This is a genomic window from Streptomyces sp. Je 1-332 (genome assembly GCF_040730185.1).
Lineage (GTDB): Bacteria > Actinomycetota > Actinomycetes > Streptomycetales > Streptomycetaceae > Streptomyces.
The window spans coordinates 4,609,410-4,629,896 of record NZ_CP160402.1 but is presented as its reverse complement, the minus strand read 5'-3'; the positions used below and the strand labels follow the sequence as shown (position 1 = coordinate 4,629,896).

Sequence of the window (20,487 nt, the reverse complement as noted above, 5' to 3'; positions counted from 1 at the left end):
GCCGCCACCCGCTCAGGCCGCCGTCCGCTCCACCGGAATCCACAGCTCCGCGTCCGCCCGCGTCCCGTCGTCCGAAAGGCGGGTCCGCAGGATCTCGGGCCCCGGTCTGCTCCGGTACGGATTCGACGGGAACCACTGCGTGAACACGTCCCGCCAGAGGTACTGGAGCGTCTGCGGGAACGGCCCCGCGCTCTCGAAGACGGCCCACGCCCCGGCGGGGACGGCAAGGACCTCCATGTCGTCGGGCACGGCCGCACTCGTCACCACGCCGTGCCAGTAGTCGAGTTCGGTCCCCTCGGCGCGGCTCGCGTCCAGGTCGTCGCTCACCGAGACGATCCCTTCCGGCCCCTCCCCGTCCTGCTCCGACAGGCCCTCGATGCGCCGCAGCGTCTCCCGCCCGAGCCCCCGGATGAACTCGGCGATGGCAGGGTTCACACCCTCGTGCACGAGCGGAACGCGCGCCTTCCTGCCGACCACCCGGAACTCGTCCCTGTCCACGACCCGGTACCGCATACTGCTGCTCCCTTCCACGACGAGGCGGAAGGACATCCGGGGCTGGGACCGCAGCGTCGCGCCGTCCCGCCGCGCCTCGCCGGGCCCCACCCCGTGCATCTGACGGAACGCCCGCGCGAACGCCTCGCCCGACGAGTAGCCGTACCGCACGGCCACGTCCAGGAGCGACCGCTCCCCGGCAAGCACCTCGGCGCCCGCCACGGTCAGCCGCCTGCGCCGGATGTACTCCGACAGCGGCATCCCCGCCAGCGCGGAGAACATCCGCCGGAAGTGGTACTCCGACGTCACCGCCGCCCGCGCCAGCTCCGCCACCTCGATCCGCTGATCGAGGCGGGCCTCGATCTGCTCCATGGCCTGGTTGAGCCGCTCAAGCACGCCGGACTCCTTCCCTTTCACACGTTCACGCTAGGCAGGTCCCACCCTGCCTGACCCGACTTCCTGTGCCCGGTCCGGTCGGGTGCCCCAGCGGCCGAGCATCCGCAGCTCGGCCCAGACCGTCTTGCCGACCCGCCGCTCCGCGACGCCCCACGACGCGCCCGTCGCCTCGACCAACCGCAGCCCCCGGCCCGTCTCCGCCTCGGGGTCCGGCGGGCGCAGCTGCGGGATGCGGTCGCCGCGAGCGTCCGACACTTCGATACGCAGCGTGCGTTCCGACTCCGCGTAGAAGAGCCGGAGCTCGAAGTCCCTTCCGGGTACGTGGCCGTGCGTGACGGCGTTGGCCGCCAGCTCGGCGGTGATGTGCGCTGCCGCGTCGGAGAGTTCACTGCCGTGCGGAATGCCCCAGGCTTCCAGCTGGTGGGCGGCGAGGCGGCGGGCGAGGCGGGCACCTCTGCGGGTGGCGCTCAGCCGCTGCGCGAACTGCATTTGGGGGGTGGAGATTTGGGATTCCATGTCACTGAGCGTGGTCGGTTCGTTCTACGCTGACCAGGTACGACGCCGCGACGGAGCGTAGCTGTACGGCTGCCCTGTGCTGTCTGTCGGGTCGTCGGCCGTGACCATTGGGACGCACGCGAAGGCGGTACGGGGCATGGCGAACACGGAACCTGAAGAGCGGCGCCCGGAGCGGCCCGCCGAGGAGGACGGCACGGCCCATCTCTTCCGGGCCGTCGGCAAACAGATCAAGGTGCTGCGCATCCGGGCAGGCCTGAGCCAGAAGGAACTCGCCGCGCGTACGCATTGCGGCGAGGACCTGATCTCCGCGATGGAGCGCGGAGTCCGCACTCCGCAGCCGGAGTTCCTCGACCTGGCGGACCCGTTGCTGGGGGCCGACGGGGTGCTGATCGCGGCGATCGATGACGTACGGGAGGCGCAGAAGAAGTCTCGTACGCGGCATCCGGAGTGGTACCGGGGTTACGCCAGCTTGGAGGCGCAGGCCGTCCAGCTGTACGTGTACACCAACCAGTCCGTGCCAGGCTTGCTCCAGACCGAAGCGTACGCACACTCCATGTTCACCCAGTGGAAGCCACTGCTGAGCGAGGAAACCATCGAGAAGCGGGTGGCGGACCGCCTTGCTCGTCAGCACATCTTCGAGCCCTGGCCCTCGCCGACGTTCAGCTTCATCCTGGACGAGAGCGTGCTGTTGCGGCCGATCGGCGGGAAAGCCGTGCACGAGGAGCAGTTGCGAAAGCTGCTGCGTATCGGGGGGATGCGGACGGTACAACTACAGGTGATGCCGCTGGACCGTCAGGAACAACCAAGCCTGGACGGCCCCTTCACGCTCCTTACGCCCAAGAAGCAGCAGCAAGTCGCGTACATGGAGATCCACACCTACCCGCGCTTGATCACCGTTCTGGAAGAAGTGCGTGTGCTCGCCGTCCGCTATGGGATCCTGCAATCGGAGGCTCTCACGCCCCGTGATTCGCTGGCCCTAATCGAGAAGATGCTGGGAGAACTATGAGCACCGAGGAACTCACCTGGTTCAAGTCCAGCCACAGCAGCGGAGGCGGCGGCGAATGCCTCGAAGTCGCTTACGCCTGGCGCAAGTCCAGCCACAGCGGTGGCGAAGGCGGCGAATGCGTAGAGGTGGCCCCCTGCCCGCACGCCATCCACGTCCGCGACTCCAAGAACCCCGAAGGCCCCAACTTCGCGGTGAAGCCCGCCGCTTGGTCCGCCTTCCTCGCGCAGACCGCCAACGCCACGGATTAGGCCCCTACCCCCGCGGCTCCCCGTACCAGCGCCACGACGTGCGCCGCTCCCGCCCCGGCAGCTCTCCCCGTCCCGTCGCCCACAGCAGTGTGGGCCAGGGTTCTTCGTCGGCGGGGGCGTCGGGGAACAGGCGGTGGAGGACGCGGGCGCACACGTCGGCGGGCGGGGCCCAGTCGAGGCCCAGGCCCGCAGCGAGGTCGTACGTGTGGACGAGGGTTTCCACGGCCCCCATCGCGGCGAAGCCCTCCGGGTCGGAGACCCCGTAGCCGTGGTAGGAGCGGGTCTCCGGTGGTGCGGTGCGGACCATGGCGATCAACAGGGCCCCGCTCGCCTCAAGGACCTGGAGCAGCCCGGCGGGGCCCGCCGCCCGGTCCGCGTGGATGGCGTTGGCGGGGCCTCCGGGCCTGCGCGGCTCCCAGACGAAGGGCACCTCGTCCGTCAAGGGAGGCTGCCGCGGGCCGAGTTGGGCGGCGTAGGCGAAGAGATCGTCGGCGAGGTGCTCCACGGTCTCCCAGCAGTCCCACTCCAGCGTCCCCGCCTTGCCGCCCCAGGCGGCCGGGGGCGCGTCGCGGAGGGCCGCGAGGGCGAGCTGGACGACCCGGTCCAGGTCGTCAGGAGTCACGGGGCCGGGGGTCGCGGGGCTGGGGCTAAGGCTGGGGCTGGGGCCGGGGCTGGCGGCGTCTTGTTCGGCTTGTCGGCGCATGGAGGGGGACGGTAGTCGCGGCCGGGCCCGGCCCGCACGCGATTTCGCGGCGCTAGTCCTCCTCGTCCGCCCCGCAGGAACTGCCGGTCCTCGGCATCTCCCCGTACAGCAGGAATCCGTCCACCTTGTCCCGCACGCACTTCGACCCGGCGTAACCGGTGTGCCCGTCGCCCTTGTTGTCCAGGACGACCGCCGCCGAGCCGAGCCGCTCCGCGGTCTCCTCGGTCCAGCGGTACGGCGTGGCCGGGTCGCCCCGGGTGCCGACGAGGAGGAAGTCGGGGCTCTGCACGTCGCGTACGTCATCGCGGATGTAGTCGGTGCCCGGGGGTCGGCCGTAGCAGAAGAGCACCGGCGTCAGCATCGACTGCCCGAAGATCGCGGACGTCGACTCGAACTCCTCCTGGAGCTTGCCGACCTCCTTCTCCAGGTGGTCGGCGTCGGGCCGGTCCGGGTCGTCCGCGCAGTTCACGGCCATGAGCGCGGCGGCCATGTTGTCGGCGGGAACGTCCTCGGGCGCCCGTCCGCGCACGCCCGCGAGCCCGCTGCCGGGATGCTGGTGCGCCAAGGACCCGCTCATCCGCAGCAGGGCCCTGGGGTCCCCGTCGGCCAGCAGCGCGCCGAGTGCCTGCGAGAGCGCGGGCCACGACTGCCTGCTGTAGAGCGCCTGACCGAGTACGTCGACGACGTCCTGGCCGGTGAACTCCGCGCCGTCCGACGACTGGAGCGGATACGTGTCGAGGCCCTTGATCAGCTCCGACATGTTGTCGCGTGCCGCGCGCGAGTCGGTGCCGAGCACGCAACCCGCGTTGTCCGTGCACCAGTTGATGAAGTTGTCGAGGGCGGTCTGCCGTCCCTCCGCGCTCACGAGGGCCTGCTGCGCGACATCCTCGGTCAGCGTGTCCACGCCGTCGAGGACCATCCGTCCGACGTTCTTCGGGAACTGGGCGGTGTACACGGCACCGAGCCGTGTCCCGTACGAGAATCCGAGGTAGTTGAGCTTCTTGTCGCCGAGCACCTGGCGCATGACGTCCAGGTCGCGCGAGACGTTGACGGTGCCTATGTAGGGGAGGACGGGGCCCGAGTTCTTCTTGCACTCCTCGGCGATCTTGCGCATCTCGTCGAGTACGGCGCCGGGGTCGTCGGAGTCCTCCTTCATCTCCGGCTCCTCGGCACCGGCGTCCCCGCAGCTGACGGGTGAGCTCTCGCCCACGCCGCGGGGGTCGAAGGAGACCACGTCGTATCCCTTGCCGAGATACTCGAACTCCTTCTGCGAGCTGAGCAGCCCGGACACGCCCGCGCCGCCGGGACCCCCGAAGTTCAGCAGGAGGGACCCTCGGGGTTCGCCGCTGGACTTCATGCGGACCATGGCCAGCTTGAGCGTGCCGCGTCCTGGTTTCGCGTAGTCGAGGGGGACGGTGATCTTGCCGCACTGGATGCTCTTGTCCTTGGGGGCGGCGGTGGCGCCGGGCTCGGTCATCAGGCCCGCCCCGTCGTCCTCGCAGGGTCCCCATTTGATCTTCTGCGCGTAGAACCGGGAGAGGTCGGGCGACGGCTTGGCCTCCGCCGACCAGGCCCCTGTCCCCATGACGGCCAGCGCTGTCACGCCGGCGAGTGCTACGGCTCCACGCACGGCAACCTCCCTGGGTCTGCCCCTCGCTCACCCTAAGCGCGGGTCGGCGGCCCCGCCCGTTCAGGTGACAGCGAGTGACGATGACTACCGTGCGTGTCCGCTACCGGGTGTGTCCGTAGAGCCCCTCGATCTCCGCCGCGAAGTCGCGCTCGATGGCGTCCCGCTTCAGCTTCAGGGAGGGGGTCAGATGGCCGCTCTCCTCCGTGAAGTCCACGGGCAGGACGGCGAACCGCCGGATGGACTCGGCGCGGGACACGAGCTTGTTGGCCTCGTCGACGGCGCGCTGCAGGGTCTCGCGCAGATCGGGGTCGTCCACCAGAGCGGCCAGGCCCGTGTGCTGCGGGAGCTCCTTCTTCTTCATGCGGCACCAGTGCGCGATGCCGTCCGCCTCCAGGGTGAGCAGGGCGGTGATGTAGGGCCGGTCGTCGCCGACGACCATGCACTGGCCGACCAGCGGGTGGGCGCGCAGCCAGTCCTCCAGCGGGGCGGGCGCCACGTTCTTGCCGCCGGTGGTGATGAGGATGTCCTTCTTGCGGCCGGTGATGGACAGATAGCCGTCGGCGTCGAGGGCGCCGATGTCCCCGGTCGCGAACCACTCCCCCCGCACCGGGACCGCGCGCCCGGCCTGCCCGTCCCAGTAGCCGCCGAAGACCTGCCCGCCGGCGAGCAGCACCTCGCCGTCGTCCGCGATCCGCACACGCGTGCCCGGCAGCGGCCAGCCCACCGTGCCGAGCTTCGGCTTCAGGGGCGGGGTGACGGTCGCCGCCGCGGTGGTCTCGGTCAGCCCGTACCCCTCGAAGATCTCAATGCCGGCGCCCGCGTAGAACGCGGCGAGGCGGCGCCCCAGCGGTGAGCCGCCGCAGATCGCGTAGCGCACTTTGCCGCCGAGGGCCGCGCGGATCCTCCGGTAGACGAGCGGGTCGTACAGCGCGCGGGCCAGGCGCAGCCCGAAGGCGGGCCCGGGACCCGTGCCGTGCTGCTCCGCCTCGACCGCCTCGCCGTACCGGACGGCGATGCGGGCCGCGCGGTCGAAGGAGGAGGCACGCCCCATCTTCTCGGCGGTGGCACGCCCAGTGTTGAAGACCTTCTCCAGGACGTACGGGATGGCGAGCAGGAAGGTGGGCTTGAACCCGCCCAGGTCCCCCAGCAGATCCTCGGTCTGGATGCTGGGCGCGTGCCCGAGCCGCACCCGCGCGCGCAGACAGCCGACGGCGACCATGCGTCCGAAGACATGGGAGAGCGGCAGGAAGAGCAAGGTGGACGCGGGCTCTTTGCTGACGGACTTGAAGACGGGATGGAGGAGTTCGATGGCGTTGTCGACCTCGGCGAAGAAGTTGCCGTGGGTCAGGACGCAGCCTTTCGGCCGCCCGGTGGTGCCGGAGGTGTAGATGAGCGTGGCCGCGGAGCCGGGCCCCAACTCGGCTCGCCTGCGCGCCACTTCCTCATCCGCGACGCCCGCCTGGCGCCCCAGCTCGGCGAGCCGCCCCAGGTCCCCCTTCTCGAAGGTCCACAGGTGCTTCAGGTCGGGCATCCGGTCCCGCTCGGGCCCGAGCGAGGCGGCGAGCGCCGAGGTCTCGACGGCGAGCGCGACCGCTCCGGAGTCCTGGAGTATCCACCGGGTCTGATAGGCGGAGGAGGTCGGATACACGGGCACGGTCACGAGCCCGGCCGCCCACCCCGCGAAGTCGAGCAGCGTCCACTCGTACGTCGTACGCGCCATGATGGCGAGCCGGTCCCCCGGGGCGAGCCCCTCGGCGATCAACCCCTTGGCCACGGCGAGGACTTCCCCGGCGAACTCCACGGCGGACACATCCCGCCACCGCCCGTCGCCACCCTTCCGCGAGAGCACGGCCTCGGCGGGTGCCTCACGGGCGTTGTCGAAGGGGATGTCGGCAAGGGACCCACTGCGAACGGCGTCCGCGAACGCCGGCACGGAAACTTCGCGTACGACGCCGTCGAGGTGACGGAGGCGGGGCTCTACGAGGGCGGGGGGAGGGGTGACGGGGCTGGGGGGCATGGGTGGCGGCTCCTTGGGGGTCAGGGGGACGGGGAGGGACTTCGGCCGGCAGAGGCGACTCACGCCCGCTCCAGGATCGCCGTCACCCCCTGTCCGCCCGCGGCGCAGATGGAGATCAGTCCGCGCCCGGGCCCGCCCCGCTCGGCGAGGAGCTTCGCCAAGGTGGCGACGATCCGCGCACCGGTGGCGGCGAACGGATGGCCCGTGGCGAGCGAGGAGCCGGCGACGTTGAGCCGCTCCCGGTCCACGACGCCGAGCCCCCGCTTCTCCCAGGCGGCCAACGTGGCGAGCACCTGCGAGGCGAACGCCTCGTGGATCTCGACGAAGTCGAAGTCCGCGAGCCCGAGCCCCGCCCGCTCCAGCATGCGCGGCACGGCGTACGCGGGCGCCATCAACAGCCCGTCGTCGCCACCCGCGACATCACCGCCGACGAAGTCGACGGCGGCGCTCTCGTACGCGCTGAGGTAGGCGAGCGGTTCGAGCCCATGCCCCGCGGCCCACTCCTCACTGGCCAGCAGGGCGACGGCGGCGCCATCGGTCAGCGGGGTGGAGTTCCCGGCGGTCATCGTGGGGTTCTGCCCCCGCACGCCGAAGACGGGCCGCAGCTTCGCCAGCTTCTCGACGCTCGACCCGGGCCGCAGGTTCTGGTCCCGGTCGAGCCCACGGAACGGCACGACGAGCCCGTCCAGGAACCCTCTGTCGTACGCCGCGGCGAGCCGCTGGTGGCTGGCGGCGGCGAGTTCGTCCTGCGCCTCGCGCGTGATGCCCCACGCCTGGGCGGTCACGGCGGCGTGCTCGCCCATCGAAAGCCCGGTGCGGGGCTCCGCGTTGCGCGGGATGTCGGGCACGAGGTGCGAGGGCCGCACGCGGGCGAGCGCCTTGACCCGCCCGCCTGCCGACTTCGCGCGGCGGGCGGACAGGAGGATCTTCCGCAGGGAGTCGTTGACGCCGAGCGGGGCGTCGCTCGCGGTGTCGGCTCCGCCCGCGACGGCGGACTCCGTCTGCCCCAGCGTGATCTTGTTGGCGGCGGCGATGACGGCTTGCAGCCCGGTGCCGCAGGCCTGCTGGATGTCGTACGCGGGTGTCGTGGGCGCGAGGCGCGAGCCGATGACGGTCTCGCGGGCGAGGTTGAAGTCCCGGCTGTGCTTGAGGACGGCGCCGGCAACGAACTCGCCGATCACACCATCGCCCTCAAGCCCGTACCGCTCCACGAGCCCGTCCAGCGCGGCGGTCAGCATCTCCTGATTGGACGCGGTGGCGTACGGGCCGTCGGAGCGCGCGAAGGGGATGCGGCTGCCGCCGATGACCGCCACGCGGCGGGTGGTGGGCAGTTTCATGTCTCGACCAGCTCCTGACCCTTGAGTAACCTTACTCTGAAGTAAATTTACGACCGAGCTGGGAGTTGGACAATGGCCGACCGCTATCTGAACTTCACGGGCACCGCACCCGGCCGCTTCCTCACCCGCAGGCTCGGCCTGCCGCAGCCGTCGGCGCTGCGGCGCTGGAGCAAGGAACACCCCACTCTGAAGGGCGAGTTGCTGGCGCTACGGGCGGGCGACGAGGCGTCCGCCCTGCCGGACCTGACCTCGGTCCTGAAGCGGACGAACCTCGAACTCGTACCGGAATCCGCACGCCCGACGGCGGTGGTACTGGACGCGACGGGCATACGCGACACCCCGTCCCTCGCCCTCGTGCACGCGGAACTGCACCCCGTGGTGCGCTCGGTGGCGGAGAACGGCCGCGTGGTGGTGCTCGGCGCCCCCGTCTCGGCCTCGGACCACCACCAGGCGGCGGCGCAACAGGCGTTGGAGGGTTTCGTACGCTCCCTGGGCAAGGAGCTGGGCGGCGGCCGCACGGCGACGCTGGTCCGCACGCGGTCGGCGGTGGCGGCGGAGTCGAGCTTGCGGTTCCTGCTGTCACCGGGGTCGGCGTATGTCAGCGGCCAGGTGATCGAGGTGGGGGAGGCGGAGCCGGCCGCGTGCGACTGGGACCGCCCGCTGTCCGGGCGCACGGCACTCGTCACCGGGGCGGCGCGGGGGATCGGCGAAGCGGTGGCGGAGGTGCTCGCGCGGGAGGGTGCGCGGGTGGTCGTACTCGATGTGCCGTCCGCGCAGGCGGATTTGGTACGGGTGGCCGACCGGCTCGGCGGCACCGCGCTGCCGCTGGACATCACGGCGGACGACGCCGGGGAGCGCATGGCTTCGGCGCTGGCGCCCGGCGGTGTGGACATCCTCGTCCACAACGCGGGGATCACGAGGGACCGCAGGCTGGCCAACATGCCCGCGGAGCGCTGGGACCCGGTCCTGGACGTGAACCTGACGAGCGTGCTGCGTACGACGGACGCGTTGCTCACGTCCGGGACGTTGAAGCGGGGTGGGAGTGTGGTGGCCACGGCGTCGATCGCCGGGATCGCGGGGAACGCGGGCCAGACGAACTACGCCGCGAGCAAGGCGGGGATCATCGGGCTCGTCCGGGGGCTCGCGCCGGGGGCGTTCGCGGAGTACGGGGTACGGGTGAACGCGGTGGCCCCCGGGTTCATCGAGACGAAGATGACGGCGGCGGTCCCTCTCTTCATCCGCGAGGCGGGCCGCAGGATGAACTCCCTCGGGCAGGGGGGACTCCCGGTGGACGTGGCGGAAACCACGGCGTGGCTGTCCTCCCCGGCGTCAACGGCGGTGAACGGCCAGGTGATACGGGTCTGCGGCCAGAGTCTGCTCGGTTCGTAGCCCTCAGCGAAACGGTGCCGCGCTGTCCCCCCGCGGCGTTGCCCGCCCCGAACAAGCCTTTCCCGCCCACCCGCCCAATTGCCCGCGGTGTCGTACGTAAGCCGAAAGGACCCCCCATGCTCGCCCCCCAGCTCCTCCGCGGTGCGATCCTCTCTCCCCTCAAGCGGGCCCCGTTCGACGCCCCGCTCCCCGACTCGCGGCCCGCGGTCAGTGAGCTGCGGGCCGATGTCGAGCGGCTCGACGCCTACTCGCGGCTCTGCGGGTTCCCCACCCCCGGGACGGGCCACGGGCACCGCGTCCTGCCCCTCACCTACCCCCACGTCCTCGCCTTCCCCCTGGCCATGCGGCTCATGACCACCCGCGCCTTTCCGCTCCCGCTCCTCGGCCTCGTCCACACCTCCATCGAGATCGACCAGCGCCGCGCCCTGACCACCGACGACAGCCTCGAACTGTGCGTGTACGCAAGCCAGTTGGCGCCCCACCGCCGTGGCACCGAAGCCACCCTCGTCACCGAGGCACGCGTCGACGGCGCCGCCGTATGGACCTCCAGCAGCACCTATCTGGCCCGGCATCGCACCACCACCGCACCGGCCACCCCGCGCGCGAGCAAGGACGAGCCGCTTCCCGCCCTCGGCGAGTGGCCCCTCCCCCGCGACCTCGGCCGCCGCTACGGCGCCGTCTCAGGTGACCGCAACCCCATCCACCTGTACCCCCTCACCGCCCGCCTCCTCGGCTTCCCCCGCGCCATCGCCCACGGCATGTGGACCGCGGCCCGCTGCCTCGCGGAGCTCGGATCAGCCGGAACCACCCCCGAAGCCGCCCCCGAAGCCGCCCACGCCACCGTCGAGTTCAGGGCACCCGTCCTGCTCCCCAGCACCGTCACCTACGCCGCCGAAGGCCCCGCCTTCCAGCTCCGCAACCCGGCCACCGGCGCGATCCACCTCAGCGGAACCCTCCGCTGATCCCCCCCTCCCGCACCCCTCCCCTTCCCCCTCCCGCTACGGCAGCCACCTCCGCCCCTCCATCAGCTCCCCCAGCCCCGCCCACGCGAAGTTCATCAGCGTCGCCGCGGCTTCCTTCGCCGACACCGACGGGTCCCCGTTCGCCCAACCGGCGAGGGACTCCGCCGCCCCCACCAACGCCTGGGCGAGCCCCGCCACTTCACGATCCGCGAGCTCCGGCTTCCGGTGCGCCTCCCGTGCCGCCTCCGCGATCAGTGACGTCACGAACGCCACGATCTCCTCGCGCATCACGGTGACTTCGGCAGCGAACGGCTCCCCCTGCGTCCGCGCCTGCTGATGCAGGACCACCCACGCGTCGGGCCGCTCCGCCGTATGCGTGAAGAAGGCCCGCAGGCCGGCCCACAACTGCCGGTCGGCGGGCGCGCCGCCACTCACCCCGCCGCCACTCACCCCGCCCCGCACCGCCGCGACCAACGCCGCGGCCTCCCGCCGGATGCACGCCGTGAACAGCTCTTCCTTGGAGTTCAGGTACAGATACACCAGCGGCTTCGATACCCCCGCGACCTCCGCGATCTCGTCCATGGAGGCCGCCCGGTACCCCCGCTGCCCGAAGATCCGTACGGCGGCATCCAGCATCTGCTGCTCCCGCACGGCCCTCGGCATCCGCTTCTGCCGCTTCCCCACCGCGCCACCCACCGCGTCACCCACCGGGCCCCCCTTCCACACCCCTGTGCACAGAAGAGCCCAGCCTACGATCACCCCGCCCCCCACCCCGTGGCACCGCCAAACGGCGCCACGCGGCGCCATGCGGCGCCATGCGGCGCCAAGCAGCGCCATGCGGCGCCAAGCAGCGCCACCGGCCTTGCATATGGCACCACTATGGTGCCATGATGACGTCATGGACCTCACGCCGTACGTCGACTCCCTCCGCCGCGAACTCGCGGTGGCCGCCGAAACCGGCGGGGAAGATGCCCGCGAGCTGGCCGAGCGCCTCACCGCCCCGCTGGAGTCGGCGACCCGCCTGACCATGCTCAACGTGCTCTCCGCCGCGATGGACGAGATCACCCGCGACCTCGCCCCCGGCTCGGTCGACGTACGGCTGCGCGGGCTCGACCCCGACTTCGTGGTGACACTGCCGCCCACCGACAGCGGCGCCCCCGCGGAGCCGGTCGCCGCCCACGAACCCCCCAGGACGCAGGTGCCCGCGGAAGGCGACGAGGGCGGCACCGCCCGGGTGAACCTGCGCCTGCCCGCCCACCTCAAGGCCCGCACCGAGGAGGCCGCCACCCGCGAGGGCCTCTCGGTCAACGCCTGGCTGATCCGCGCCGTGTCGGCCGCGGTCGACGGCGGCGGGACCCGGACCCCTCCACCGGAGAGGACCAGGACCGCCGGACAGAGCATCACGGGCTGGGTGCGCTAGCCACGCCCCCGCCTCCACCTCTCCCACCACTTCACCCACACCACGTCCCACCAGCGGGGACGCCCCGAGGACCCAAGGACCCAAGAGGACGGGACAGCCATGCCTTCTTTCGACACTCCCGAAGCGATCTCGGTCGCGGCACACGTAGGGGCCGGTTCCATCCGGTTCACCGCCGGCGACCGGCCCGACACCCTCGTCGAGGTCGCGGCCCAGAACCCGAAGAGCAACAAGGACGTACGGGCCGCCGAGCAGACCCAGGTCACGTACGCGAGCGGCGTTCTGAACATCAGGACGAAGGAGCGCCTCGTGATCGGCCCGACCGGCGCCGTCGACGTGACGGTCGAACTGCCCACGGGCTCACACGTCGAGGTGGGCGGTTCCTGGACCCAGGTGCTCGGCGAGGGCAGGCTCGGCAAGGTCCGCGTGAAGTCCTCGGGGGGAGACGTCCGCCTCGACACGACCGGGCCGGTCCACCTGACCGTCTCCCACGGCTCGATCACCGTCGACCGCGTCGAGGGCGCGGCGGAGGTCACGACCAGCTCCGGCAGCATCCGCGTCGGTCTCGTCGACGGTCCCGCCGTGCTGAAGAACTCGCACGGCGCCACCACCGTCGGCGCCGCGACCGGCGACCTGCGGGTGAGCGGCGCCAACGGCGCCATCGAGATCGCCCGCGCCGAGGGCTCGGTCACCGCGACCAACGCACACGGCGCCCTGCGCGTCGCCGAAGCCGTCCGCGGCACCGTCCAGTTGGAGACCGACTACGGTGCCATCGAGGTCGGCATCCGCAACGGCACGGCCGCCTGGCTCGACGTCAGCTCCGACAAGGGCCAGGTGCGCAACTTGCTCACCTCGTCCGAGGGCCCGGAGGAGACCGAGGACACCGTGAAGGTCCGCGCCCGCACCCGCCACGGAAACATCGACATCGTCCGCGCGAAGGCCTGACACCTCTCCCGGCAGACCCGGCCACAACTCGCCTGCTCCCCCAGCCACTTCACCCCCTCGAACGGGAGGGCTCCATGCCTTCATCTGTCATGTCCACATCCAGCCAGAGTGGTGCTCCGCAGTCGCCCGCCGCCGTCTCCACCCTCGGTCTGCGCAAGTCGTACGGCGACAAGGTCGTCCTCGACGGCATCGATCTGCACATCCCGGCAGGGTCGGTGTTCGCGCTGCTCGGCCCGAACGGCGCGGGCAAGACCACCGCCGTGAAGATCCTCTCCACGCTCATCACGGCCGACGGCGGCCAGGCCCAGGTCGCGGGCCACGACATCGCCACCTCCCCGGACGGGGTACGCGCCGCGATCGGTGTCACCGGTCAGTTCTCCGCCGTGGACGGCCTGATCACCGGCGAGGAGAACATGCTCCTCATGGCCGACCTGCACCACCTGCCCCGAGGGGAAGGCCGCCGCGTCGCCGCCGAACTCCTTCAGCGGTTCGATCTCACCGAGGCCGCCAAGAAGCCCGCCTCCACCTACTCCGGCGGCATGAAGCGCCGCCTGGACATCGCCATGACCCTGGTCGGCAACCCGCTGATCATCTTCCTCGACGAGCCCACCACCGGCCTCGACCCCCGCTCCCGCCACAACATGTGGGCCATCATCCGGGAGCTGGTCTCCGACGGGGTGACCGTCTTTCTCACCACCCAGTACCTCGAAGAGGCCGACGAACTCGCCGACCGCATCGCCGTGTTGAACGACGGCAAGATCGCAGCAGAAGGCACCGCCGAGGAGTTGAAGCGACTCATCCCCGGCGGCCACGTACGGCTGAGGTTCTCGGACCCGACCGCGTACCAGCACGCGACCAGCACCCTCACCGAAGCGACCCGCGACGACGAGGCCCTCACCCTCCAACTCCCCAGCGACGGCACCCAGCGCGAACTGCGCTCCATCCTCGACTGGCTGGACTCCGCCGGCATCGAGGCCGACGAACTCACCGTCCACACCCCCGACCTCGACGACGTCTTCTTCGCCCTCACCGGCAGCGACACCCGCGTCCCCACCCAGACCAAGGAGAACGTCCGATGAGCGCCATCTCCCTCGCCGTGCGCGACTCGAACACGATGCTGCGCCGCAACCTGCTGCACGCGTGGCGCTATCCGTCCGCGACCCTGAACCTGCTGCTCGCGCCGATCATGATGCTGCTGCTCTTCGTCTACATCTTCGGCGACGTGATGAGCGCGGGCATCGGCGGCGGCGGCGCGGACCGCTCCGACTACGTCGCCTACATCGTCCCGGGCATCCTGATGATGACCATCGGCTCCACCGTGATCGGGGCCGCGGTGTACGTCTCCATGGACATGACCGAGGGCCTCATCGCCCGCTTCCGCACGATGCGGATCTACCGCGGCTCCATGATGATCGGCTACGTCGCCGGCAGCGTGCTGCAGTGCCTCGCAAGCGTGGTCCTCGTCGGCGCCGTCGCCGTGGCCATCGGCTTCCGGTCCACCGACGCCACGGCCCTGGAGTGGCTTGCCGCCTTGGGGCTGCTCGCGCTGTTCGCGGTGGCGCTCACCTGGATCGCGGTCGGGATGGGCGTCGCGAGCCCGAACGTCGAGGCAGCCGCCAACAGCGCCCAGCCGCTGATCCTGCTGCCGCTCATCTCCAGCGCCTTCATCCCGGCCGGCTCGATGCCGGGCTGGTTCCAGCCGATCGCCGAGTACCAGCCCTTCACCCCGGCCATCGAAACCCTGCGCGGCCTCCTGCTCGGCACCGAGATCGGCAACGACTGGTGGATCGCCCTCGCCTGGTGCTTCGCCCTGATCGCGCTCGGCTACCGCTGGTCGACGGCACAGTTCAACCGCGACCCGAAGTAGCCGGAACACCCCCGCCCGGCACGTGACGTGCCCCCGTATCCAGACATCGGATACGGGGGCACGTCACGCGAGCCGGGGGACGTCAGGCGGCGGCAGGCACCGTCTGCGGCTCGTCGAGGGACCCGTCGAAGTCGTCGAGCGGCGAAGCCGACGCGTTCTCGTAGGCCTCACGGTCGAGGATCTTCTCGCGGGCGGCGACGATCACCGGCACGGCCGCCTGCCCGGCCACGTTCGTGGCCGTACGCATCATGTCCAGGACCGGGTCGATGGCGAGCAGCAGGCCCACGCCCTCCATCGGCAGGCCCAGCGTCGACAGGGTCAGGGTCAGCATGACCGTGGCGCCGGTGAGACCGGCGGTCGCCGCGGAACCCACCACCGAGACGAAGGCGATGAGCAGGTACTCCTTGATGCCCATCTGCACGTCGAAGATCTGCGCGACGAAGATCGCGGCGATCGCGGGGTAGATCGCGGCGCAGCCGTCCATCTTGGTGGTGGCGCCGAACGGCACCGCGAAGGAGGTGTACTCCTTCGGCACGCCGAGCCGCTCGGTGACCTTCTGGGTGACCGGCATCGTGCCGACCGAGGAGCGCGAGACGAAGGCCAGCTGGATCGCGGGCCAGGCGCCCTTGAAGAACTGGAGCGGGTTGACCTTGGCGACCGTGGACAGCAGCAGCGGGTAGACGCCGAACATGACCAGGGCGCAGCCGACGTAGATGTCGGCGGTGAACGTCGCGTACTTGCTGATCAGGTCCCAGCCGTAGTCGGCGATGGCGAAGCCGATGAGGCCGATGGTGCCGATCGGCGACAGCTTGATGACCCACCACAGGGCCTTCTGGAGGAGGGCGAGGACCGACTCGCTCAGGTCGAGGATCGGCTGCGCCTTGTCCCCGATCTTCAGTACGGCGATACCGGCGACGGCGGCCATGAAGACGATCTGAAGGACGTTGAGCTGGGTGAACGGCGTGATGACGTCCGTCGGGATGATCCCGGTGAGGAAGTCGATCCAGGAGCCCGCCTGGTCCGGCTTGGCGCCGTCCTTCGGGGTGAGGCCGGTGCCGGCGCCCGGGTTCGTGATGAGCCCGATCGCGAGGCCGATGACGACCGCGATCAGCGACGTGATCATGAACCAGACCAGCGTCTGCGAGGCGAGCCGTGCGGCGTTGTTGACCTTACGCAGGTTGGTGATCGACACCAGGATGGCGAAGAAGACGAGCGGGGCGACCGCCAGCTTCAGGAGCCCGATGAAGGTGCTGCCGACCTTGTCCAGGGTGGTGACGAGCCAGGACACGTCCTGGCTGCGGGCCAGCCAGCCGAGCAGGACACCGAGGACCAGACCGCCGAGGATCTGGGCCCAGAAGGGCAGCTTGAGGAACTTGGGTATCCGGGAGCCGGACTTCGGCTGCTCGGCCTTGTCGGCCGGGGATACGGGGGAGTTCGCGGACACGGACACACTCCGGGTAATGGCAGGGGGACGTGAGGGAGCGGCGACCGCGAGAGGTCAGAGGGAACGGCCGTAACGGCGCCGCTGCAGTGCAGATGTCACTTGTTGCTTGTCGCTCGCGCTTTTCAACGACGGCAACGACAGGCCGCGGACATGCAGCGGCAGAGATCGACATGCAGGCGCGCCACGAGCGGAACGCTCATGGCGATGCGGTGCGCGGCTGCTGTCTTCATGTCGAACACGTTAACACTTGAACTTTGAGAACATCAAAGGTCTTGTTTGGGTCAGAAGAGGCCAATCAGAGGCAGAGTCACCCCCGGAACGCAAGAAACCCCGGCCCGGAGCGTCCGCTCCATTGCCGGGGTTGGGTGCTTTGTGACGAAACTTACGACACGTACGTCCGCTGCTGCAGGACGCCTATGACTTCGCACGGGCCGCGTCGTCGGCGAGGTCCTCCTGGGTGCGGTTCGCCTCCAGGTTGGCCTTGGTGCGCTCCACGCGCTCGACGACCTGGATCGAGGCCCGGTCCCGCTCCCCACGCAGCACCACGAAGCTGATGGGTGCGGAGATGACGAGGGCGAGCAGCAGGACCCACAGGAGGTTGGAGTCGCCGAGCCCCTTCGGCAGGGCCCCGATGTAGACAAGCCCCCAGACCGCGAAAAAGCAGCCCACGAAGACCCCGAGGCGCATCAGCGTGTAGCGGAGCATGTCAATCCACTCTTCCGTTCCGAAATAGGCCCGAGTAGGACGAGCCCCTCCAGTGAAGCATGGGAGGGGGCGCCTCCAGCAAGGGGGTGAGCCCTCACGGAACCGCACGGAACCTCGCGCGAATCCTCAGCCGAGCGGCAGAAGCATGGTGATGTCGTCGCGGTCGTCACCGGGGGCGACGCGGATCGCGCCGGGCACGCGCCCGACCTCCTTGTATCCGCAGGACTCGTAGAACCGGTCGACGCCGGTGCCGCCGCGGCAGGTCAGCCGGATCGCCTGGATGCCGTCGATGCCGCGCGCCGCGTCGGCCGCGGCGGCCATCAGGTCGCGCCCGTATGCCTTGCCCTGGTGCTTGGGGTGCACCATCACCACGTACAGCCAGATCCAGTGCGTCATCAGCCGGTGCGTGTTGTAGGCGAGGAAGGCGGTCGCGGCGACGGCGCCGTCCTCGTCGTACCCGACGAGCAGCCGGGTCTCGCCCTTGCTCAGCTGGGCCAGGCGCTTGAGCCACTCGGGCCGGATGTCGTCGACCGTCACGGGCGGTACGAAACCGACGGCCCCGCCGGCGTTGGACACGTCGGCCCAGAGCGCGAGGACACCGTCACGGAGGGCGGGATCGATCTCCGGGTCCAGCCGGAAGGTAAGCGTCATAGAGGCAGATTAACTATTACCGCCACCTGCCTCAACCGCGTTCCGCATCGCGGACAACGCAAGCGAGCCCCGGCCGAAGGGGCCGGGGCTCGCACGTGCGGAAAAAGCGGCGGTTCAGACCCGCATCGCCTGCGGCGTCTCCCTGAGCGACAGGTCCGGACCCTCGTACTCACGGATCGACTCGTAGCGCGTGTTCCGCTCGACGGGGCGGAAGCCCGCCTCGCGGATGAGGTCGAGCAGGTCCTCACGCGTCAGCTTGTTCGGCGTGCCGAAGTTGTCCGCGTCGTGCGTGATCTTGTACTCGACGACCGAGCCGTCCATGTCGTCCGCGCCGTGCTGGAGCGCGAGCTGCGTCGTCTGCAGGCCGTGCATGACCCAGAAGACCTTGACGTGCGGGACGTTGTCGAAGAGGAGACGCGAGACCGCGAAGGTCTTCAGGGCCTCGGCGCCCGACGCCATGGTCGTGCGCGCCTGGAGGCGGTTCCTGACCTTGCCGTCCTTCATGTCCACGAAGTCGTGCTGGTAGCGCAGCGGGATGAAGACCTGGAACCCGCCGGTCTCGTCCTGGAGTTCACGCAGCCGCAGTACGTGGTCGACCCGGTGCCGGCGCTCCTCGATGTGGCCGTACAGCATCGTGCACGGGGTCTTGAGACCCTTCTCGTGCGCGAGGCGGTGGATGCGCGACCAGTCCTCCCAGTGGGTGCGGTGGTCGACGATGTGCTGGCGGACCTCCCAGTCGAAGATCTCCGCGCCGCCGCCGGTGAGCGATTCGAGGCCCGCCTCGATCAGCTCGTCCAGGATGTCGGAGGCCGACATCCCCGAGATCGTCTCGAAGTGGTGGATCTCCGTGGCCGTGAACGCCTTCAGCGAGACGTCCGGGAGCGCCTTCTTGAGCTCGCTGAGCGAGCGCGGGTAGTAGCGCCACGGCAGGTTGGGGTGCAGGCCGTTGACGATGTGCAGCTCGGTGAGGTTCTCGCCCTCCATCGCCTTGGCGAGGCGGACGGCCTCCTCGATGCGCATCGTGTACGCGTCCTTCTCGCCCGGCTTGCGCTGGAACGAGCAGTACGCGCACGAGGCGGTGCACACGTTCGTCATGTTGAGGTGGCGGTTGACGTTGAAGTGCACGACGTCGCCGTTCTTGCGCGTGCGCACCTCGTGGGCGAGGCCGCCGAGCCAGGCGAGATCGTCCGACTCGTAGAGGGCGATGCCGTCCTCGCGGGACAGCCGCTCACCGTCCCGGACCTTCTGCTCAAGTTCGCGCTTGAGACCTGCGTCCATGCCCTCGCCCTTACCTCTCCCTACGACCCACCACAAACCTCCGCCCACGGTACGCCCCGGAGGTCACTCCTCCTCGGGCAGCTCCCCGACGCGGTTCTCCCACTTCGTGGAGAGCACGATCGTCGTACGCGTCCTGGAGACGCCCTTGGTGCCGCTCAGCCTGCGGATCGTCTTCTCCAGGCCGTCCACGTCCGTGGCCCGGATCTTGAGCATGTACGAGTCGTCGCCCGCGATGAACCAGCAGTCCTCGATCTCGTGCAGATCCTTCAAGCGCCGGGCGACGTCCTCGTGGTCGGCGGCGTCCGAGAGGGAGATGCCGATGAGGGCGATGACGCCGAGGCCGAGCGACGCGGAGTCCACGGTCGCGCGGTAGCCGGTGATGACACCCGCCGCCTCCAGGCGGTTGATCCGGTCCGTGACGCTCGGTCCCGAGAGGCCGACGAGCCGGCCGAGTTCGGCGTACGAGGCCCTGCCGTTCTCGCGCAGGGCCTGGATGAGCTGCCTGTCCACGGCGTCCATAGGTGCGATGCCTTTCATTATTCAGCGATACCGCGAGTCTATGTGTAGAATCTAAGGTGCAACAGGGCTTAGCCCCTGTGAATCTTTCGGAATCTGCGCCGATCGGCGTTGATTCTTCAGACGAAAACGACACTTCAGGAGTGAGTCACCCCGTGTACTCGATCGAGATGGCCTACGCCCGGATGCGCGAGCTGCAGGACCTGGCCAACCGCTCGCGTGCCCACAAGCCCGCCGCGCCCAAGGCCGAGCGCAGCACGAAGCGCGCCGCCAAGAAGCGCTAGTCCCCCGAAGGGGCCGAGCCTCCACCGAGCTCCCCCTTCCAACGGCGGTACAGCTGATGCGGCACCCCTGCCGCGTCCAGCGTCCGCCCGGCGACGAAGTCCACCAGATCCTGGATGTGCGTCGCCCCCGCGTAGAACGCCGGAGAGGCGGGCAGCACGATCGCGCCCGCCTCGTCCAGCGTCACCAAGTGCTTCAGCGTCTGTCCGTTCAGCGGCGTCTCGCGTACGCAGACCACGAGCCGGCGGCCTTCCTTGAGCGTCACGCTCGCCGACCGCTGCAGCAGATCCTTCGAGAGCCCCAGCGCCACCCCGGCCACGCACGCCGTCGAAGCGGGCACGATCAGCATCCCCTTCGTCGCGTACGACCCCGACGAGGGACCGGCGGCCAGATCGCCCGCCGCCCAGTACCGCACGTCGTCCACCGGCACGTCGAAGGTCCCCGGCTTGCCGTCGGCACCGCGCCCGAGCCACTCCCGCAGGTCCTCCTGCCAGTGCGCGTCCCGGAAGGCGATGCCCGTCTCGTCGAGGATCGTCAGCCGCGAGGCCCGCGAGACCACCAGGTCCACGCTCTCCCCGGCCGCGAGCAGCGCCCGCAGCACTGCGGCGGCATACGGGGTCCCCGAGGCCCCCGACACCCCCACGATCCAAGGCTTACGCTGTGTATCTCCTGGCTTCACACCGTGA

Annotated in this window: 22 protein-coding genes; 9 read left to right on the top strand and 13 right to left on the bottom strand. The window is 70.2% G+C overall.

Going from position 1 to position 20,487, the window contains the following annotated elements; all coding sequences use genetic code 11:
• Positions 1-12: 12 nt before the first annotated feature.
• The gene (locus tag ABXJ52_RS21020; protein ID WP_367044166.1) at positions 13-888 is read right to left on the bottom strand and encodes a GyrI-like domain-containing protein; all 876 of its coding nucleotides are present in this window, start codon (positions 886-888) and stop codon (positions 13-15) included.
• Between the two features lie 30 nt (positions 889-918).
• Positions 919-1,404: an ATP-binding protein gene (locus ABXJ52_RS21015; RefSeq protein WP_367044164.1), complete on the bottom strand. Its 486-nt coding sequence runs from the start codon at positions 1,402-1,404 to the stop codon at positions 919-921.
• A 136-nt stretch (positions 1,405-1,540) separates the two neighbouring features.
• Here ABXJ52_RS21015 and ABXJ52_RS21010 point away from each other — a divergent pair, with 136 nt between their 5' ends.
• Together ABXJ52_RS21010 and ABXJ52_RS21005 are read left to right on the top strand one after the other, a co-directional pair.
• Positions 1,541-2,410 carry a helix-turn-helix transcriptional regulator gene (locus tag ABXJ52_RS21010; RefSeq protein WP_367044163.1) on the top strand — a complete coding sequence of 290 codons (870 nt, stop codon included), beginning with the start codon at positions 1,541-1,543 and terminating at the stop codon, positions 2,408-2,410.
• Complete coding sequence (locus tag ABXJ52_RS21005) at positions 2,407-2,658, top strand: DUF397 domain-containing protein (protein ID WP_367044162.1); 252 nt, start codon at positions 2,407-2,409, stop codon at positions 2,656-2,658. The genes ABXJ52_RS21010 and ABXJ52_RS21005 overlap by 4 nt, the downstream gene beginning before the upstream one ends.
• Positions 2,659-2,662: 4 nt before the next feature.
• On the opposite strand, the gene ABXJ52_RS21000 is transcribed toward ABXJ52_RS21005, so the two are convergent.
• The 4 genes from ABXJ52_RS21000 to ABXJ52_RS20985 all read right to left on the bottom strand — a co-directional run bounded on the left by ABXJ52_RS21000 (position 2,663) and on the right by ABXJ52_RS20985 (position 8,345).
• A complete protein-coding gene (locus tag ABXJ52_RS21000) occupies positions 2,663-3,280 on the bottom strand; it encodes a maleylpyruvate isomerase N-terminal domain-containing protein (protein WP_367044161.1) in 618 nt (205 codons plus the stop codon).
• 133 nt (positions 3,281-3,413) lie between these two features.
• Positions 3,414-4,946 (bottom strand): alpha/beta hydrolase, encoded by a 1,533-nt coding sequence (locus ABXJ52_RS20995; RefSeq protein ID WP_367049154.1) that lies wholly within the window; start codon positions 4,944-4,946, stop codon positions 3,414-3,416.
• 145 nt (positions 4,947-5,091) lie between these two features.
• Positions 5,092-7,008 (bottom strand): AMP-binding protein, encoded by a 1,917-nt coding sequence (locus tag ABXJ52_RS20990; protein WP_367044160.1) that lies wholly within the window; start codon positions 7,006-7,008, stop codon positions 5,092-5,094.
• A 59-nt stretch (positions 7,009-7,067) separates the two neighbouring features.
• The gene (locus ABXJ52_RS20985; RefSeq protein ID WP_367044159.1) at positions 7,068-8,345 is read right to left on the bottom strand and encodes an acetyl-CoA C-acetyltransferase; all 1,278 of its coding nucleotides are present in this window, start codon (positions 8,343-8,345) and stop codon (positions 7,068-7,070) included.
• A gap of 72 nt (positions 8,346-8,417) precedes the next feature.
• Between ABXJ52_RS20985 and ABXJ52_RS20980 the strand changes: the two genes are divergently transcribed.
• Together ABXJ52_RS20980 and ABXJ52_RS20975 are read left to right on the top strand one after the other, a co-directional pair.
• Positions 8,418-9,734 (top strand): 3-oxoacyl-ACP reductase, encoded by a 1,317-nt coding sequence (locus ABXJ52_RS20980; protein WP_367044158.1) that lies wholly within the window; start codon positions 8,418-8,420, stop codon positions 9,732-9,734.
• 116 nt (positions 9,735-9,850) lie between these two features.
• Positions 9,851-10,696, top strand: a complete 846-nt coding sequence (locus ABXJ52_RS20975; RefSeq protein ID WP_367044156.1) for a MaoC/PaaZ C-terminal domain-containing protein — start codon at positions 9,851-9,853, stop codon at positions 10,694-10,696.
• 36 nt (positions 10,697-10,732) lie between these two features.
• On the opposite strand, the gene ABXJ52_RS20970 is transcribed toward ABXJ52_RS20975, so the two are convergent.
• A complete protein-coding gene (locus tag ABXJ52_RS20970) occupies positions 10,733-11,359 on the bottom strand; it encodes a TetR/AcrR family transcriptional regulator (protein WP_367049152.1) in 627 nt (208 codons plus the stop codon).
• 235 nt (positions 11,360-11,594) lie between these two features.
• Between ABXJ52_RS20970 and ABXJ52_RS20965 the strand changes: the two genes are divergently transcribed.
• From ABXJ52_RS20965 to ABXJ52_RS20950, 4 genes are all read left to right on the top strand, one after another.
• Positions 11,595-12,116, top strand: coding sequence for a hypothetical protein (locus tag ABXJ52_RS20965; protein WP_367044155.1), 522 nt, complete (start codon positions 11,595-11,597; stop codon positions 12,114-12,116).
• A 99-nt stretch (positions 12,117-12,215) separates the two neighbouring features.
• Positions 12,216-13,058 (top strand): DUF4097 family beta strand repeat-containing protein, encoded by an 843-nt coding sequence (locus tag ABXJ52_RS20960; protein ID WP_367044153.1) that lies wholly within the window; start codon positions 12,216-12,218, stop codon positions 13,056-13,058.
• A gap of 74 nt (positions 13,059-13,132) precedes the next feature.
• Entirely contained in the window at positions 13,133-14,137 is a 1,005-nt protein-coding gene (locus tag ABXJ52_RS20955; RefSeq protein ID WP_367044152.1) for an ATP-binding cassette domain-containing protein, read from the top strand.
• Positions 14,134-14,925, top strand: a complete 792-nt coding sequence (locus ABXJ52_RS20950) for an ABC transporter permease (RefSeq protein ID WP_367044151.1) — start codon at positions 14,134-14,136, stop codon at positions 14,923-14,925. Before ABXJ52_RS20955 ends, ABXJ52_RS20950 begins: the two co-directional genes overlap by 4 nt.
• 82 nt (positions 14,926-15,007) lie before the next feature.
• Here the strand turns inward: ABXJ52_RS20950 and ABXJ52_RS20945 are convergent, their stop codons facing one another.
• From ABXJ52_RS20945 to ABXJ52_RS20925, 5 genes are all read right to left on the bottom strand, one after another.
• Positions 15,008-16,369 (bottom strand): dicarboxylate/amino acid:cation symporter, encoded by a 1,362-nt coding sequence (locus ABXJ52_RS20945; RefSeq protein WP_367044149.1) that lies wholly within the window; start codon positions 16,367-16,369, stop codon positions 15,008-15,010.
• Between the two features lie 414 nt (positions 16,370-16,783).
• Complete coding sequence (locus tag ABXJ52_RS20940) at positions 16,784-17,074, bottom strand: DUF4229 domain-containing protein (protein WP_367044148.1); 291 nt, start codon at positions 17,072-17,074, stop codon at positions 16,784-16,786.
• Positions 17,075-17,200: 126 nt separating this feature from the next.
• Positions 17,201-17,725: a GNAT family N-acetyltransferase gene (locus ABXJ52_RS20935; RefSeq protein ID WP_367044147.1), complete on the bottom strand. Its 525-nt coding sequence runs from the start codon at positions 17,723-17,725 to the stop codon at positions 17,201-17,203.
• A 114-nt stretch (positions 17,726-17,839) separates the two neighbouring features.
• Entirely contained in the window at positions 17,840-19,003 is a 1,164-nt protein-coding gene (mqnE, locus tag ABXJ52_RS20930; protein ID WP_367044146.1) for an aminofutalosine synthase MqnE, read from the bottom strand.
• A 63-nt stretch (positions 19,004-19,066) separates the two neighbouring features.
• Positions 19,067-19,522: an Lrp/AsnC family transcriptional regulator gene (locus ABXJ52_RS20925; protein ID WP_365828967.1), complete on the bottom strand. Its 456-nt coding sequence runs from the start codon at positions 19,520-19,522 to the stop codon at positions 19,067-19,069.
• Positions 19,523-19,662: 140 nt separating this feature from the next.
• On the opposite strand from ABXJ52_RS20925, the gene ABXJ52_RS20920 reads away from it, so the two are divergent.
• Positions 19,663-19,803: a hypothetical protein gene (locus tag ABXJ52_RS20920; protein WP_367049492.1), complete on the top strand. Its 141-nt coding sequence runs from the start codon at positions 19,663-19,665 to the stop codon at positions 19,801-19,803.
• On the opposite strand, the gene ABXJ52_RS20915 is transcribed toward ABXJ52_RS20920, so the two are convergent.
• Positions 19,800-20,480, bottom strand: a complete 681-nt coding sequence (locus tag ABXJ52_RS20915; protein WP_367044145.1) for a UbiX family flavin prenyltransferase — start codon at positions 20,478-20,480, stop codon at positions 19,800-19,802. The two genes, ABXJ52_RS20920 and ABXJ52_RS20915, sit on opposite strands and share 4 nt — an antisense overlap.
• Between the last annotated feature and the right edge of the window lie 7 nt (positions 20,481-20,487).